We start from the raw sequence: 15,650 nt of genomic DNA, 5'->3' as shown, positions 1-15,650 counted from the left end.
GTAGATGGTAAACACGGCATAAGGCGTTGGGCAGTAATCAGCAGAACTTATAGTAAAAAGCAAACGTCCATAGTAGCGTTTATCATTCTACTATGGACGTATATTATAACCATAAACCATGAATACACTTCTCGTCTATGGCATGAAAGGCACTAAAACGATTACTTTACGGTCACACGACGCTCACGAATCAACTTAATCTGACGCAATAAATCGTTGTAATGAAGGAGGTTGATGCCTTCACTCTGTGCTGCTTGCGCCTTACAGAACTGCTCAACAGTATCCAATTGCTGCATAATGTAGAGCATTATGTCAGAGTTGCTTGCACGGTCAGCAGCACTTGCCTTATCTTTCGGGACAGGGTTCAAGAGTGTATTCAACTGGTCTACATAGTTGCGCTCAAGCAATCGGCGTGTACGTACCTGCATATCATTAAGACCATTTAGTGGCTTCCAAACGACATGGAACAGGTCATTCAGATAGTCTTTGAACTGATAAGCACCTGCCTCACGCTGGTCCTTATAGATCTTATCCATGATAGTTCCGTTCATCATCACCTTTAGTATGCGGTCTTGATAAGTACTGATTTCGTCGACAAGGTCGGTACCTGCGATGTCTGTCATTGCTGAAGGATAGAGCCAAAGCGGTGCTTCAAACACCTGCCGGCCGATATAATCGACAGCATCACGGCCCTTCTTGGCTGGTGCAACCTCGTAAGGTTTCTTCCCAGGCATATTGTTGATATAGCGACCACCTATGTTCTTCAGTACGTGATTGGTGTAACGTCCATACTGTCCAACAACACTTCGCCACATTTCCATGCGGTCCTCATACTGGTCGTTAGGCTGACGTGTCCACTCAGGGAGCTTTGCTATGATACGTTTTAAGTTCTTAATACCATAGTCACTCGCCTTAACATTGTCATCACCAAGGTCCTCTGTCTGTGCACGTGGGTCTTCATTCTTACCCTCACCACCAAACCAAAGGCGTGGATTCTTCGCAAGGATGGCAGTAGTCTCAGTCATTAACTTCTCCTTCTCGTCCATCTCATCTTTGAACTCTGGCCGATACTGATAGCCCCAACGGATTGCCCACTTATCGTAATCATTCACACGTGGGAACAAGCCACGCTCTGAGACGCCATCTTCTGGTTGTGCAACGTAATTGAAACGAGCGTAGTCCATGATGCTGGCAGTGTGCCCGTGTTCCTCAACCCATTTCTTATCACGTAGCTTCTCTACTGGTGTAGCATGACTTGCACCCATGTTATGACGCAAACCGAGTGTGTGTCCTACCTCATGACTTGACACAAAGCGAATCAGTTCACCCATCAGTTTGTCGTCCATGTGCGCTGTCTGTGCTCGTTTATCCAATGGAGCGCACTGCGTAAAATACCACTTTGTCAAGAGATTCATCACGTTATGGTACCAACAAATATGACTTTCGATAATTTCACCACTACGTGGATCAACGATACGAGGGCCGTAGGCGTTCTCAATCTCAGCCGGAAGATAACGGAGAACATTGAAGCGAGCGTCGTCAACACTCATCGTTGGGTCGTCAGGCCACTCCCTTGCCTGTATAGCATGCTTAAAACCAGCAGCCTCAAAAGCAACATTCCAATCCTCAATACCCTTCATCAAGTATGGAACCCACTTCTTTGGAGTTGCTGGATCGATGTAGAATACGATGGGCTTAACGGGCTCTGAGAGTCTACCCTTTGCGTATGCCTTCTTATCTTTAGGCTCCAAACGGAATCGAGAGATAAACTGCTCGCGGTCTGTCTTTGTCTGGTCGTCACTGAAGATGGTATATCTATTTGTGAAGTAACCTACTCGATTGTCCCATACACGCTTGCGCATAGGTACTTTTGGAAGCAGGACAACACTGGTGTTAAGTCCGATTGTCATCGCACCCGTATAAGAAGCGGGTACAGTAGAAGGTGAGCTTGAATAAGTGCGGGTCGTAGCTATCTCCACATTAATAGGATAGACTTTCATCGTGTCAATGAACGTCCGGTCGGCCATTAACCCTCCTAACTTCAGCTGCTTAGAGTTGTCTGACGACACACTCAGCACTGCATTGTCTTTAATAAACAATGGTGTGACATCAATCAACTGCGCCTTTGTATCCTTGTTACGTCCAATCACCTTGAACGAAGCAACGATAGGGTCGGCAGTAGATGCCTTCAACGTACGCGAAATACTACTTTTCGGATCAGCTTCTTGCGTAAGTACGTATGCACGAAGCAACAATGTCTTGTCATCACGTTGCTCAAAATAAACCGTCTGTTGGTTTACTGCCTCTCCAGCAAACTTTCCAAAGTTCTGTGGAACGGCTGTAAAACGAGTCACAGCGAGCAAGTAACGACCGATAACAGAGTCTGGAACCTCAAAGTACCATTGGTCGTCAATATGCCTAACTGTAAAGAGTCCTTGCTGAACACTTCCTTTCTTCTTTACAAGTTGGTCGTAGGCAGAAGGTTTATCCTTCTCTTTCTCTGTTGCTTTCCCTTTCTTAACATCCTGTTTAGTAGTGTCTTTGTGCTGCGTGATAGTATCTTTTACGGCACGATAGACAAACCTGTTACTTGCCACACCTACTCCACTTCCGAGCATAAAGGCTAACAGACAGGCTGCTGCTTTTCTGTTGATTGACATAAATTTATTAGTAACTTTACATTATATTTACAATTAGCAATAATAAAGACAACCTTATTTTATTATGGTTGCTTTACGGATACGGACATCAGCCAATGGTCGGTCGTTGGCATCAACAGGCTGGCGTTGGATACGATCTACGACATCCAATCCGTCTAACACCTGTCCAAAGACTGTGTACTGTCCGTCTAAATGAGGTGAGCCACCCACTTCTTTATACATCTTTCGTACCTCTGGTGTCATCTGCACCGTACTGTCTGTATGTTCGTTAAGGCGCTTCTGTGCCCAGTCGAGCTGTCCGTCAGAGAACTTTATACCCCATACAATATAGAATTGTGAGGCAGATGACTCACGTTTAGGATTGACATCATCGCCCTCACGTGCCGCTGCGACAGCCCCACGACGGTGTAACAACTTAGGATAAACAATCTCTGCTGGGAGCGAATAAGTCTCTGGTGTGTCACCTAAAGCCTGTCCTGGCTTTGCGTTCTTAGACCCTAAGTCGCCCGTCTGTATCATAAAGTCTTTCACAACACGGTGGAATAACACACCGTTGTAAGCTCCACTACGTACCAACTTCAAGAAGTTGTCGCGATGACGTGGCGTTTCATTAAAAAGTTGGATACGAATGTTTCCACTGTCGGTCTCCAACAATACTTCATGACGTAAGGTGTCTGTCATAGACTGTGCTTGAACATTTGCAACGAACAAAGCCAGCAATAAGGATAATAGTAACTTCTTCATCTTTCTTAAATAAAGCGTAATTTATTCGCAAAGATAAACATTTAAGAACAAATATCCTAATTAAGAAGGAACAAAAAAACGCCCGATTGCCCACATATATCAAGTAAACAACGTACCTTTGCACCATGAATGCCAGCCGTAGATAACGTCTCTTGTGAATTATTTAAGTGAGAAGAAGAATTTATTTTCATGACAATAAATATTTTTTCTCACGTAAATAAATATTTATTGTCATGAAAAGAATTCGAAAGAGGAGGGTTATTAGTAGTAAAGAAAAGGAAGAGAGCATCCGTAATTACGGCTGAAATTCAACGAATTAACATCATTCTAAGATTTCAAAAACAGCAAATGACACAAACAAAGAGTATATTTCAACGTCCACTATGGGTGGCCGTCTTTGCGCTAACAGCTGCGATTGCATGGGGTTGGGCTTATCCCTTGATTAAATTAGGCTACTCAGAGTTTGCCATCACGGCAGATATGACAGGCTCGAAAATGCTCTTTGCAGGTATTCGTTTCTGTCTTTCTGGACTGATTATATTGGCGATTGCAAGCGCAAAGAAGCGTAATTTCAAAGTGAGAAAACCTATGCACTGGTGGTATATCCTTCTATTTTGCATGATGAATACCACCTTACATTACGCCTTCTTCTATTTCGGTCTTTCGCATAGTGAAGGCTCAAGAGCAGCCATTCTCAATTCGTTAAGTGTCTTTTCTGTCGTCATCTTCGCATGTATCTTCTTCAAGAGCGACCGCATGACAGTGAAGAAAGTCATTGGATGTATTGTCGGGTTTGCAGGTATCTTGTCGCTGAACTTAGGTGGAACAGAGAGTGGACAGTTCACTTGGATGGGTGACGGAATGATTATTCTTAACGCCCTTTGTGGTGCATCAGCATCACTACTTACACGTGGATTAGGCAAGCGTGTAGATGTCTTTGTCGGTACTGGATACAGCTTAGCGATAGGGGGTGCATTGCTGATTATCCCTGGTTTGCTTTTAGGTGGCGACCTTCCACAAAACACTCCATTAGGTATAATCTACCTACTCTTACTCATCACTATCAGTACATTAGGTTTCACACTCTACAACAAACTGCTCACCTGCAATCCTGTTGGTAAGGTAGCTATCTACAACTCACTCATCCCTATTGTCGGCGCCATCACCTCTTGTCTGTGTCTCGGCGAAACATTCCATTTCAAATACATGATGGCGGGTGTCTTAGCAGCGGGTGGAATATACATTATCAATAAGAGTTAGTAGACTAAGCATGCGTTTAGTACAATGAAACCATAGCCATAGATTTTACGAATACAAGGACATCTATGGCGTTCTTTGCCGATAAAAGCGTGATAAATCGATGAATAGTATATAATATTAAATCAATGTACAGACTTCGTACTAAAGTTCCCCTTTAATTGAATGCAAGCCTCACAGACACGCAGAAGGGCGTTAGTCAAGATATGACTAACGCCCTTCCGTATTGTAAAAATAAATATCTCTTATCGCTATCGACGACCATGATAGCCCATTCCATGCTTTTCATCGTGGGTAAAACGAGTTGTGAAATCAGGCTTATCCATCTCAATCGGATTTGCATTCAACCCCGGTTCACCCATCCACTCAACAATCTTATCCACCCATTGAGCAGCTCCTTGGCGTGTCGGATGAATACCATCTGCACGAGAAGCAACGACTGAACTACTATCAAAGAAGCGACCTTCACCCGTACAATCACGTATCAAGTCGACTATCGTTCTGTCTTTTATCTTCTTCCAAGGGAGTGGTCCAATCCATACGTATGGGATATTACCAACACGACTCAGGATAGTCTGAATTGCAGTTTCACGTCTACTATAATCTTTATAACCTAAGTCATTGGTACCTAAGCTGATAATAATATATGTAGGACGCACTCTCTCAATCTGATATTGAAGGTCGGCAGCAATCGCCCAGTCGCGTGTTGTGCTACCATACCACACTATTGAATGAAACTTAAAACCATTCTTCACGGCATAATCATTAAACCGAGAGCCCAGACCATCAGCCATAGAATCGCCAATAAGTAGGACTACTTGATCGCGACTCTCCGCTACCTGTGACACATGCGTTGTCGATGACGGCAAAGGCTCTACTGTCATCTCTCCTACCGAAGCAGGAGTTGACTGCGGCATAGCGGCCGCTGGCATTTCATCAGGCTCTACTGACTTAGCTGGTTCGACATCTTCAATGTTTATTCCATTCGTGTCCTGCGCTGAAACAGCAGGTGATAATAGGAAAAGAGATAATACAACTATACAACACTTTATTGTTCTCACAATTATTCATTTATGCGTTTAATGGCGTGGTCATGCCGCCATATCTCAACACTGTTAATAATATTCTGCCACAGAATGTAGCAGCCTGGCCCCACTGTAGACAATGGATTCAGGTAAGTATAGGCTATCCAGATAGCAAAAGCAGTGTTCTTCTGCCCCAAGGCCTGGCCCGCATTGATCGTACTACGGAAGAAATGACCGATATATCTACCAATGACAAATTGTATCAAGCAAAGTATTAATGCCAATACTGCTATCAACAAGAGGAAACTAACAGCCACCTCAGCATGGACAATATTCTTTACTGTTGTGCCAGAAACGATGAGCAATGAACAGCCCCACAGATAATAACTAAGGTTGTCAACACTGATTACCCATTGATAGAACCTGCATAAAGCGTGCCAATGTTTCGTTATATAGGCCAAAAGCATCGGTACAACCAACACTAAACAAACCTTATAGAGAATCATCACAAAGGCACTCCAGAAAGTTAATCCTGCCCCAGCATCAAGCAAGGGGAAGCAGACTGGTATCAACAAAGCACAGAGGAAATTGGAGAGGAAGGTGTAAGTCGTCATTTCCTCAAGGTCGCCTCCTAACTTCTGTGTGACCACCGCTGCCGCAGAGGCACAAGGACAAATGATACAAGTGAGGAGGGCTTCAAGCAGTATGAGCGTCTCACCCGTAACATGAAAAGTCAGAATAACGCCAATGACAACCGCCACCATCAACACTTGGGAGAGTGCTATCCAAAGATGCCAACCAACAGGAATTAGCTTGCGGAAATCTACCTTGCAGAAGGTAACGTACAAGACGAGGAACATAAACAATGGAAGAGCTGCGTCAAGGATAGGAGCAAAAACAGTTGCTGCGCTTTCCAAGGCAGGAATAAAGGCAAAAACAAGGTATAGAAAGCTACCTGTAACTATTGACACTGGTAGTGTCCAGTCCTTTATGAATTGAATAAGTCTCCTCATCTTTATCATCACGTCAAACCGACTCTATCGTCCTTTTCTGACAAAGAGTGGGTTGCAAAGTTACGAAAAAAGTCTGAAAATCAGCAATCTAATTGCAGAATCGTAAATATGATTAAGACAAATTCAACCTTTACTATTATGAATTACTACCTTTAAACGACTAATATAAAGACAAAAATCCCACCAACTTCGCAGTTGGTGGGATGCTATTCAAATATATATGAAGCAATAGAAAAGCGATTAGCTTTTATTATCTTTCATGTAGACCATTTACTGCTCCAGCGCTCTTCTTCGCATAGTCGTTCTCCTTAGCAGAACCGAAGGAAACCTTACTTGAAGCTCTCGTAAATGCATTCGCAGCCTTTGCGTTTGCTGGTCTCTGCCGTGCAAGGTCGAAGCGCATGACATCTGTTGTGTTTGTACTACGTGCTACACCATAGAAGGTGTCATACCCCTTTGTTTCATCATATCCTAAGTGGAAACCATCATTAGTAGCATTGATGTCAAGAATGAAGATAGTTCCTGTCTTTGAATACTTTATTTCGATGTTTCCATTATCCAAAACTTTCCAAGAGAATGATAATGTCTTTGTTTTACCCTGCGCATCAGTATCGACCTCAACACCATTACCTTGGAGCGAATTAGCAGAAGAATTATATTGGAAGAACTTCATGTTAGCTTTGAAACTATCACTCTTACGCTGCTGCGTTGCGTCTTCCGTATACTCAACTGTCATATTACCATCCCACTCGCCAGTTAACGTCTGTGCCTCAGAAATCAGTCCATTAACTTGTTTATTCTCCTGTTGACGATAGTTATTGTTCCAATTATAGTTATTGTTACTACCCACAGCATCCATGAAGGCATAGAACTCTGAGGTAGTTGCCTCTGGGTAATAATAATAGAACCAGTTGTAAGCTGTATAATAACTTGAGCCACTTGGGTATTCACGCAGATAGTTTCGTACCGCATCACTCACCAAATCATTATAATAATAGTTATCATCTCCCCATGGATCATTATCACAGCTTGCTAATGTCAAAGGCCCCGCAACTATTGCAAGTGCCAAGAATAACTTTGAAATCCGTCTCATACTCATATCTTATTAAATCCTTATTCTTTCTTTGTTTACTGGTGCAAAAATAGTGAATTTATAAGATGCTCTCTGCGTAAATATACTATTTGAAGATAGGGAAATCCCTATTATAAAAGATAAATCCTCCTTTTATCAATACGAATGAAGAAACTCTAATAATCTAATACAAATTTAATTGAATACTAAAAAACTACTAAACAATGAAGGAAGAAACAAATAATTTTAGTACATTTGCATCTTACTAATAAGTAAATTATATAAAGAGAAGATAAGAAACAGAAATGAGAACAGTTTATGAATTCTCTGTCAAAGACAGAAAAGGTAAGGCTTTTTCACTGAAAGAGTTTTCTAATGAAGTGCTATTGATTGTAAACACAGCTACGAAATGTGGTTTCACACCAACTTACGAGCAGTTGGAGGCACTCTACGAGAAGTACCATGCACAAGGATTTGAAGTACTTGATTTCCCTTGCAACCAGTTTGGACAGCAGGCACCAGGTACAGACGAAAGTATCCATGAGTTCTGCAAACTTACATACGGCACAAAATTTCCACGCTTCAAGAAGGTTAAGGTGAATGGTGAAGACGCTGACCCGCTCTTCAAGTTCCTAAAGGAACAGAAGGGTTTTGCAGGTTGGGACGAGTCACACGAACTCTACCCTGTCCTTGACAAGATGCTTTCTGAGGCTGATCCTAACTATAAGGAAAACCCAGACATTAAGTGGAATTTCACAAAGTTCCTTATTAATAAGAAGGGACAAGTTGTTGCCCGCTTTGAACCAACAGAGAGTTTTGAGAATATCGCAAAGCAGATTGAGGAATTACTATAGGATAGTGACTTGCCAATAGGTTCCTCTCTAAAAAGCATAAGGACTATTGGCAAGATAACATACAAACATAAGATAAAAGGCAGAGAGACTAATACTCTTTGCCTTTTATCTTTTTATTACGGTCAAAGACAGTACCTTTATAATCTATATAACATGATTCATACTGACGAACTTATAGGAAACTTGTTTATTCGTCAACATAGTCTACAAAAGAGTTTACTGTCGTTTCTGTCCATTAGTTCACTTTCTTGCAGGGAAGAAATAGCATGCGGAAAATGTTATTAAACCATTCAACATCAACAACTCATAGCCAAACTTGTAGCCAGTAGTGGCCGAAACAATTGTATCTAAAGCAAAACAAAGAAGTGGACTGGCTACAGCTATGTAAGGTGTCAACCTATCATTCACTGCTCGTTTTGTACATAAGCCAAACGCAAAGAGACCTAAGAGTGGACCGTAGGTATAAGAGGCTATCGTGTAAATAGCATCTATAAGACTCGTCGAGTTGACATAACGGAAGATAAGGATAAATAGTATAAACACTACAGACACCCCAAAATGTGCTTGTTTGCGCAGTTTCTCATCCTTGGGACGATTACAAATGTCTACACAATAGGTTGTTGTCAATGCCGTTAGGGCTGAATCAGCACTGGAGAAGCAGGCTGCAACAATACCAATCGTAAAGAGTATGACAACCAATGTACCTAATTGTCCACCTGCAACTGCTTGCAACATCAGATTATCTGGTACATCTGGTAGGGTCTGCCCTATGCTCTTGAAATACATCATCAACAGCACACCTAATGACAGAAAGAGTAAGTTGGCTGGTACAAAAGCAAATCCGTATGTACACATATCCTTCTGTGCTTCATGCAAAGTCTTACATGTAAGATTCTTCTGCATCATGTCTTGGTCCAGTCCTGTCATGACTATAACAATGAAGATACCGCTAAGGAACTGTTTCCAAAAGTTCTGTGTTGAAACCCAGTCATCAAATACAAAAATACGAGAGTGGCCGTCGCTGGCTATTGCCTGAACTGCCTCAGGAAGCGTCATCCCCAACGTCTCGACCACCTTATATATAATAAGGATAAGCGCAAGGAGCATACAAAGAGTCTGAAAGGTATCTGTCAAGACAAGAGTACGAATACCTCCCCTACGCGTATAGAGCCAAATCAATGCTACGAGTGCCACAACAGTGACGGGGAAAGGAATACCGTATGCATCGAGAACGAAACGTTGAAGTATCATACAAACAACATAGAACCGCACAGCAGCACCTGTCATCTTTGACAATAGGAAAAAAGATGCACCCGTCTTATAGCTATGTTTGCCTAAACGTGTTTGTAGATAAGAGTAGATAGTGGTCAGCTTTAATCGATAATAAACAGGAAGTAACAGAAATGCAACAGCAAAATAACCAAGGACAAAACCTAAACAAGTTTGCATATAGGTCATATCGCTCAACATTACCATTCCTGGGACACTAACGAAGGTGACCCCCGAAATACTCGCACCAATCATCCCAAAGGCCACAAGATACCAAGGTGACTGCCCGTTTGCACGGAAGAAAGCATCGTTATCAGCCTTATGTCCAGTTGTTCGACTTATTAACAATAAAATGCAAAAGTATGCAAGAATAGTAGTGATAATTATCATAATGGCAGCAAAATTACTAAAAATATCATCATTTCATGCATTAAGAAAATCATATTTTGTAACTTTGTTGTACATAACCTTTCATATTATAGTTATCTATCATTTAATTTCAATAGCGTATGACACGACAGAAAAGATTTATACTTGACGAGAAAGATATCCCGACACAGTGGTATAATATACAGGCAGACATGCCTAACAAACCCCTACCTCCGCTTCATCCTGTAACACATAAGCCTATGACAGCAGAGGACTTATCCGAGATATTCAATATGGAATGTGCTAAACAAGAGCTTGATTGTGAGCATCCTTGGATAGACATCCCCGAGGAAGTCTTGGATATGTATAAGTATTATCGCTCCACACCTCTCGTCCGTGCATACGCATTGGAGAAGGCTTTGGGCACACCAGCACATATCTATTTCAAGAATGAAAGCGTTAATCCACTTGGCTCACATAAGGTTAACTCGGCCATTCCACAGTGTTACTATTGTAAGAAAGAAGGTGTTACAAATGTGACAACAGAGACTGGTGCGGGACAATGGGGTGCTGCCTTATCATACGCAGCAAAGGTTTATGGACTTGAAGCAGCAGTCTATCAAGTAAAGATCTCTATGCAACAGAAACCCTATCGCTCACTGATTATGAAGACATTTGGGGCTATGGTCGAAGGTTCACCTTCTATGTCTACACGTGCAGGAAAGGATATTGTCACACGTGATCCGACTCATCCAGGCTCTTTAGGGACAGCTATCTCTGAGGCGATCGAGCTGGCGAGGACCACACCTAACTGTAAGTACACCTTAGGTTCAGTGCTCAATCACGTTGCATTGCACCAAACTATTATTGGCTTAGAGGCTGAGAAGCAAATGGAGATGGCTGGGGAATATCCCGACAAGGTTATTGCCTGCTTTGGTGGTGGTAGCAACTTCGGTGGTGTTGCATTCCCTTTCATGCGTCATAATATCCTTGAAGGAAAGCAAACAGAGTTTATTGCAGCTGAGCCAAACAGCTGTCCAAAGCTGACACGAGGTAAGTTCGAATACGACTTCGGTGATGAAGCAGGTTACACACCATTATTACCAATGTACACACTGGGACATGATTTCAAGCCAGCAAACATCCATGCAGGTGGTTTACGTTATCATGGTGCAGGCATCATCGTGAGCCAATTGCTCAAAGATGGGTATATGCACGGAATGGATATACCACAATTAGAAAGCTTTGAAGCAGGTATTCTCTTCTCTCGAACAGAAGGAATTATCCCCGCACCGGAGAGCTGTCACGCCATTGCGGCAGCCATTCGCGAGGCGAAGAAGGCAAAGGAAACAGGCAAGCAAGATGTTATCCTCTTCTGTCTCTCAGGGCATGGTCTCATTGATATGACGGCATACGACACCTATATCAATGGTGACTTGAGAAACTATACACTCTCAGACGAAGACATAGAAAAGAACCTTGGAACGGTTCCAAAGGTATAATAATAGGTTTATAAATGCCTTTCTTTGAGGACTATCAGTTCTCAAAGAAAGAATAAAAGATATCTACTTTAACTTACTATATAACAGTCTGGTATAAAGAAAGATTACAGGTGCTTCGTAGACAATACTACAAAGTGCCTGTAATCAGTTATCAGTAGATATTAAATCTTCTTTAGCTTGTCTGCTTGAAGTGCCGCACCAATCGCAGTACAATACTCTGAATTCTTCGGAATGATAAAGCGTACGTCGTATATCTTCTCCATTACAGGGAAAAGAAGTTCGCATTGTGGCAACAAGCTAAGATTACCAATGAGTACAAAGTCACGTATATCGCTATTCAAAGAACTCAATATTGTTGCTGATCCAATAGACTGTAACACCAGACCTATCAATCCTAAAGCAATATCTTCACGACTGGCATTAGCCTGTGCGTTGGCAAAGAGTGATGCAGTTGCATCCATTGGTAAACCAGGAAGAGGACTGGTAGATATGTCCTTAATCTGCAGATTGATACGAGAGATATCCCCTTTATTAGCCAAAGCGATAATTTCATTGATATTGTCAGTCTGTAGAAGAAGTCGTGAAAGGCCGCTCAATGTTCCCCCACCAATACCAATACCACCAATATGACGCACCTCACTGCCATCACAAAGTACAAGAGAAGTACCCGTACCCATTGAGACAACGATCATACGTTGTAGCTTTGATTCAAACTGAGCACCTAAGCCATCGGCCAAGAACTCATCAGCCTTAGCTGTTGGCAGACCATAGACAGGTTTATCAATATAGTGAGCACCAACACCCGTAAGCATAACATGCTCAACATCAGACAAATCTATTCTATTGTCATAAAGATACTTTCCAAATGCTCCATACAAGGATGTCACTGGGTCAGTAGCCTTAATACGCAAAGGTTTAATTACCTTTCCCTCTCTGATACCAACAATCTTTGTTGTTGAAATACCCACATCTATACCGATGGAAATCTTCATACACCTTATATAATTATACAGAAGTCTTATAAATACTACTTTTTTTAAGAATAATGATTGGGATATGATCGAAAAGAACTAAAGACCACTTATCCCCTTATAAAGACTTGTCACCAAATAAGCCTCCAAACTATTACCCCCCTTTTAACACCATTAAATCCAATGCTTCAGGTCAGTCTGAAATACAACTTATACTGTCGCAAAGGTACGAAAAACATTAGAGTTTCAGCTAAATACCGAGATATTTTACAAAAAAGACACAAAAATATTTCTCTATTAAGCTGAAAATGAGTATCTTTGCACTCCGTTATAATGAGAAAGTAAGAATTAAAACATCATTAAAGAACAAAACGAAATGACGAAAGCAGATATCATCAATGAGATAGCAACGTCTACTGGCATTGCCAAGAAAGACGTATCAGCTGTGGTTGAGTCTTTTATGGAGACAATTAAAGACAGTTTGTTGGAGAAGAAAGAAAATGTATATTTACGTGGTTTCGGTAGCTTTATCGTTAAGCACCGTGCTGAAAAGACTGCTCGTAACATCTCAAAGAACACGACTATCACTATCCCAGCTCACGATTTCCCAAGCTTCAAGCCAGCAAAGACCTTCATCGAGGATATGAAGAAATAAATCAAACATACATATAAATAACAATTAAAAACAATTAAAGCTATGCCAAACGGAAAGAAAAAAAGGGACACAAGATGGCTACGCACAAGCGTAAAAAGAGACTAAGAAAGAACAGACATAAGAGCAAGTAAGCCCCAAGGCTGAAAGACTCAATAACTGACTTTCATTAATATGGCGGGGCATGTCATCGCAAGAAACTTCTCTTCCCTGGAGGTGCGACGACAGGTTCCGCATTTTTATTTATCCTTATAAGTATCTTTTAGCGTCATTGTAGATAAGATAAGACGGCTAAATGATAGTTATATCAAACGAAGAAGATGACAAGCGAAGTAATTATTGATGCCCAATCGAAAGAGATCTCGATAGCACTTCTCGAAGACAAGCGTCTGGTAGAATACCAGCGTGAGCCAAGGGAGGCGAGCTTCTCGGTTGGAAACATCTACGTGGCAAAGGTTAAGAAACTGATGCCTGGGCTGAACGCCTGCTTTGTAGATGTAGGTTATGAGCGTGACGCCTTTCTTCATTATCTTGACTTAGGGAGCCAATTCAACTCCTATGCAAAGTATCTGAAACAGGTTCAGAGCGACCGCAAACGACTTTATCCCATTCAGAAAGCCACTCGTCTACCCGACTTGCAGAAGGACGGCACCGTTCAAAACACATTGCAAGTAGGCCAAGAGGTGATGGTGCAGATTGTTAAAGAACCCATTTCCACCAAAGGACCACGCTTAACAGGTGAAATATCATTCGCTGGTAGGTTCTTGGTGCTCATACCATTCGGGCATAAAGTTAGCGTATCCTCTAAAATCAAAAGCGGAGAAGAACGCGCACGTCTCAAGCAGCTTATTCAGAGTATTACGCCAAAGAATTTCGGTGTAATAGTCCGTACTGTGGCTGAAGGGAAACGTGTTGCAGAACTTGATGCTGAGATGAAGGTCCTTCTGAGCCGTTGGAATGAAGCTATCACGAAACTGCAAAAGACGCAGGAGCGTCCTCAGCTTGTTTTTGAGGAGACTGGTCGTGCTGTTGCAATGCTACGTGATCTCTTCAATCCTACCTACGAAAACATCTACGTCAACGATGACGAGATATGTACAGCCGTTCGACACTATGTCTCTCTAATAGCCCCTGAGAAGGCGGGCATCGTGAAGAAGTACACTGGTAAGGTACCTATTTTCGACAACTTTGACGTTACGAAGCAGATAAAGTCCAGCTTTGGTAAGACCATCAATTATGGTCATGGCTGTTACCTCATCATCGAACACACAGAGGCAATGCACGTTGTGGATGTGAATAGTGGGAACAGAACAAAGGAGAAAGCACAAGAACAGAATGCTCTCGACACTAACCTTGGTGCTGCTGATGAGTTAGCTCGCCAGCTCCGACTGCGTGATATGGGTGGAATTATTGTCGTTGACTTCATCGACATGAACCTTGCCGAGGACCGCCAGATGCTGTACGAGCGTATGTGTAAGAACATGCAGAAGGACCGTGCACGTCACAATATCCTTCCTCTGAGCAAGTTCGGACTAATGCAAATCACTCGACAGCGCGTTCGTCCAGTAATGGATGTCGATGTAGACGAGACTTGTCCAACATGTTTCGGCAGTGGGAAGATACGTTCAAGTATTCTCTTTACCGACCAGTTGGAACGTAAGATTGACCGATTAGTTAATAAGGTTGGAGTTAAGAAATTCTATTTACACGTTCATCCATACGTTGCAGCTTACATTAACAAAGGTTTTGTTTCATTGAAACGTAAGTGGCAACTGAAGTATGGACTGGGTGTTAACATCGTTCCTTCACAGAAACTTGCCTTTTTGCAGTATGAGTTCTATGATGCAAATCAGCAATTTATTGATATGAAGGAACAGAACGATAAATCCTAAACTAACTACTAAGTCGTTAGATAAAGAAAGGTTTTCAACATTAGACGTCCGTCACCTATTATATATAAGGTGGCGGATTTCTTTTATCCTCACGCTGTACTTTTCGCTCAATTGCCCTCGATGACTATACGTCCATCAGCTGTTAATAATCTCATCATACCGCTCTGTATTTGTTCATTACCCCACCCTTTCATCGTTAAATACGCCCATCTATCTTTGTGCAGTACGTTACTGCCCATTTAATACATTCTGTTTTATTCGCTCCCTCAGTTTTCATATGGTTCGAGTAATTTGTAGTATTTGAGTTATAAAGAACTTTGTAGAACCATGAAAAACTACGACAAAATTCACATAAAAGTCCGAGTACGAA

At 41.9% G+C, this 15,650-nt stretch carries 12 protein-coding genes; 5 read left to right on the top strand and 7 right to left on the bottom strand.

Annotation, left to right across the window (positions count from 1 at the left end; all coding sequences use genetic code 11):
• Window positions 1-161 precede the first annotated feature (161 nt).
• Window positions 162-2,660 (bottom strand): zinc-dependent metalloprotease, encoded by a 2,499-nt coding sequence (locus HMPREF0666_RS01750; RefSeq protein ID WP_009010570.1) that lies wholly within the window; start codon window positions 2,658-2,660, stop codon window positions 162-164.
• Window positions 2,661-2,714: 54 nt separating this feature from the next.
• The gene (locus tag HMPREF0666_RS01745) at window positions 2,715-3,404 is read right to left on the bottom strand and encodes a peptidylprolyl isomerase (protein ID WP_009010569.1); all 690 of its coding nucleotides are present in this window, start codon (window positions 3,402-3,404) and stop codon (window positions 2,715-2,717) included.
• A 348-nt stretch (window positions 3,405-3,752) separates the two neighbouring features.
• Here HMPREF0666_RS01745 and HMPREF0666_RS01740 point away from each other — a divergent pair, with 348 nt between their 5' ends.
• Window positions 3,753-4,664, top strand: a complete 912-nt coding sequence (locus HMPREF0666_RS01740) for a DMT family transporter (protein ID WP_009010567.1) — start codon at window positions 3,753-3,755, stop codon at window positions 4,662-4,664.
• A 248-nt stretch (window positions 4,665-4,912) separates the two neighbouring features.
• Here the strand turns inward: HMPREF0666_RS01740 and HMPREF0666_RS01735 are convergent, their stop codons facing one another.
• The 3 genes from HMPREF0666_RS01735 to HMPREF0666_RS01725 all read right to left on the bottom strand — a co-directional run bounded on the left by HMPREF0666_RS01735 (window position 4,913) and on the right by HMPREF0666_RS01725 (window position 7,792).
• Window positions 4,913-5,722, bottom strand: coding sequence for an SGNH/GDSL hydrolase family protein (locus HMPREF0666_RS01735; RefSeq protein ID WP_009010566.1), 810 nt, complete (start codon window positions 5,720-5,722; stop codon window positions 4,913-4,915).
• A 2-nt stretch (window positions 5,723-5,724) separates the two neighbouring features.
• Window positions 5,725-6,699 carry a transporter gene (locus HMPREF0666_RS01730; RefSeq protein WP_042855919.1) on the bottom strand — a complete coding sequence of 325 codons (975 nt, stop codon included), beginning with the start codon at window positions 6,697-6,699 and terminating at the stop codon, window positions 5,725-5,727.
• 250 nt (window positions 6,700-6,949) lie between these two features.
• Window positions 6,950-7,792 carry a hypothetical protein gene (locus HMPREF0666_RS01725; protein WP_009010564.1) on the bottom strand — a complete coding sequence of 281 codons (843 nt, stop codon included), beginning with the start codon at window positions 7,790-7,792 and terminating at the stop codon, window positions 6,950-6,952.
• A 284-nt stretch (window positions 7,793-8,076) separates the two neighbouring features.
• Here HMPREF0666_RS01725 and HMPREF0666_RS01720 point away from each other — a divergent pair, with 284 nt between their 5' ends.
• Window positions 8,077-8,625: a glutathione peroxidase gene (locus tag HMPREF0666_RS01720; protein WP_009010563.1), complete on the top strand. Its 549-nt coding sequence runs from the start codon at window positions 8,077-8,079 to the stop codon at window positions 8,623-8,625.
• A gap of 240 nt (window positions 8,626-8,865) precedes the next feature.
• Here the strand turns inward: HMPREF0666_RS01720 and HMPREF0666_RS01715 are convergent, their stop codons facing one another.
• The gene (locus HMPREF0666_RS01715; protein ID WP_009010562.1) at window positions 8,866-10,284 is read right to left on the bottom strand and encodes a sodium:solute symporter; all 1,419 of its coding nucleotides are present in this window, start codon (window positions 10,282-10,284) and stop codon (window positions 8,866-8,868) included.
• 119 nt (window positions 10,285-10,403) lie between these two features.
• Between HMPREF0666_RS01715 and HMPREF0666_RS01710 the strand changes: the two genes are divergently transcribed.
• The gene (locus HMPREF0666_RS01710; protein ID WP_009010561.1) at window positions 10,404-11,765 is read left to right on the top strand and encodes a TrpB-like pyridoxal phosphate-dependent enzyme; all 1,362 of its coding nucleotides are present in this window, start codon (window positions 10,404-10,406) and stop codon (window positions 11,763-11,765) included.
• A 161-nt stretch (window positions 11,766-11,926) separates the two neighbouring features.
• On the opposite strand, the gene coaW is transcribed toward HMPREF0666_RS01710, so the two are convergent.
• On the bottom strand, window positions 11,927-12,757 hold the full coding sequence (coaW, locus tag HMPREF0666_RS01705; RefSeq protein WP_009010560.1) for a type II pantothenate kinase: 831 nt from the start codon (window positions 12,755-12,757) through the stop codon (window positions 11,927-11,929).
• A 337-nt stretch (window positions 12,758-13,094) separates the two neighbouring features.
• On the opposite strand from coaW, the gene HMPREF0666_RS01700 reads away from it, so the two are divergent.
• Window positions 13,095-13,391, top strand: coding sequence for an HU family DNA-binding protein (locus HMPREF0666_RS01700; RefSeq protein ID WP_303395897.1), 297 nt, complete (start codon window positions 13,095-13,097; stop codon window positions 13,389-13,391).
• Window positions 13,392-13,708: 317 nt separating this feature from the next.
• Entirely contained in the window at window positions 13,709-15,280 is a 1,572-nt protein-coding gene (locus HMPREF0666_RS01695) for an Rne/Rng family ribonuclease (RefSeq protein ID WP_009010559.1), read from the top strand.
• Window positions 15,281-15,650 lie beyond the last annotated feature (370 nt).

Origin of the sequence: Prevotella sp. C561 (assembly GCF_000224595.1) — a bacterium.
Classification (GTDB): Bacteria; Bacteroidota; Bacteroidia; order Bacteroidales; family Bacteroidaceae; genus Prevotella; species Prevotella jejuni.
Note: the sequence above shows the minus strand (reverse complement) of the source record. Positions and strands in the feature narration are given on the sequence as shown.

Excerpts from the sequence above, each read along its gene's own strand:
- HMPREF0666_RS01750 (WP_009010570.1), bottom strand. The coding sequence starts at position 2,660 with ATGTCAATCAACAGAAAAGCAGCAGCCTGTCTGTTAGCCTTTATGCTC.
- HMPREF0666_RS01745 (WP_009010569.1), bottom strand. The coding sequence starts at position 3,404 with ATGAAGAAGTTACTATTATCCTTATTGCTGGCTTTGTTCGTTGCAAAT.
- HMPREF0666_RS01740 (WP_009010567.1), top strand. The coding sequence starts at position 3,753 with ATGACACAAACAAAGAGTATATTTCAACGTCCACTATGGGTGGCCGTC.
- HMPREF0666_RS01730 (WP_042855919.1), bottom strand. The coding sequence starts at position 6,699 with ATGAGGAGACTTATTCAATTCATAAAGGACTGGACACTACCAGTGTCA.
- HMPREF0666_RS01725 (WP_009010564.1), bottom strand. The coding sequence starts at position 7,792 with ATGAGACGGATTTCAAAGTTATTCTTGGCACTTGCAATAGTTGCGGGG.
- HMPREF0666_RS01720 (WP_009010563.1), top strand. The coding sequence starts at position 8,077 with ATGAGAACAGTTTATGAATTCTCTGTCAAAGACAGAAAAGGTAAGGCT.
- HMPREF0666_RS01715 (WP_009010562.1), bottom strand. The coding sequence starts at position 10,284 with ATGATAATTATCACTACTATTCTTGCATACTTTTGCATTTTATTGTTA.
- HMPREF0666_RS01710 (WP_009010561.1), top strand. The coding sequence starts at position 10,404 with ATGACACGACAGAAAAGATTTATACTTGACGAGAAAGATATCCCGACA.
- coaW (WP_009010560.1), bottom strand. The coding sequence starts at position 12,757 with ATGAAGATTTCCATCGGTATAGATGTGGGTATTTCAACAACAAAGATT.
- HMPREF0666_RS01695 (WP_009010559.1), top strand. The coding sequence starts at position 13,709 with ATGACAAGCGAAGTAATTATTGATGCCCAATCGAAAGAGATCTCGATA.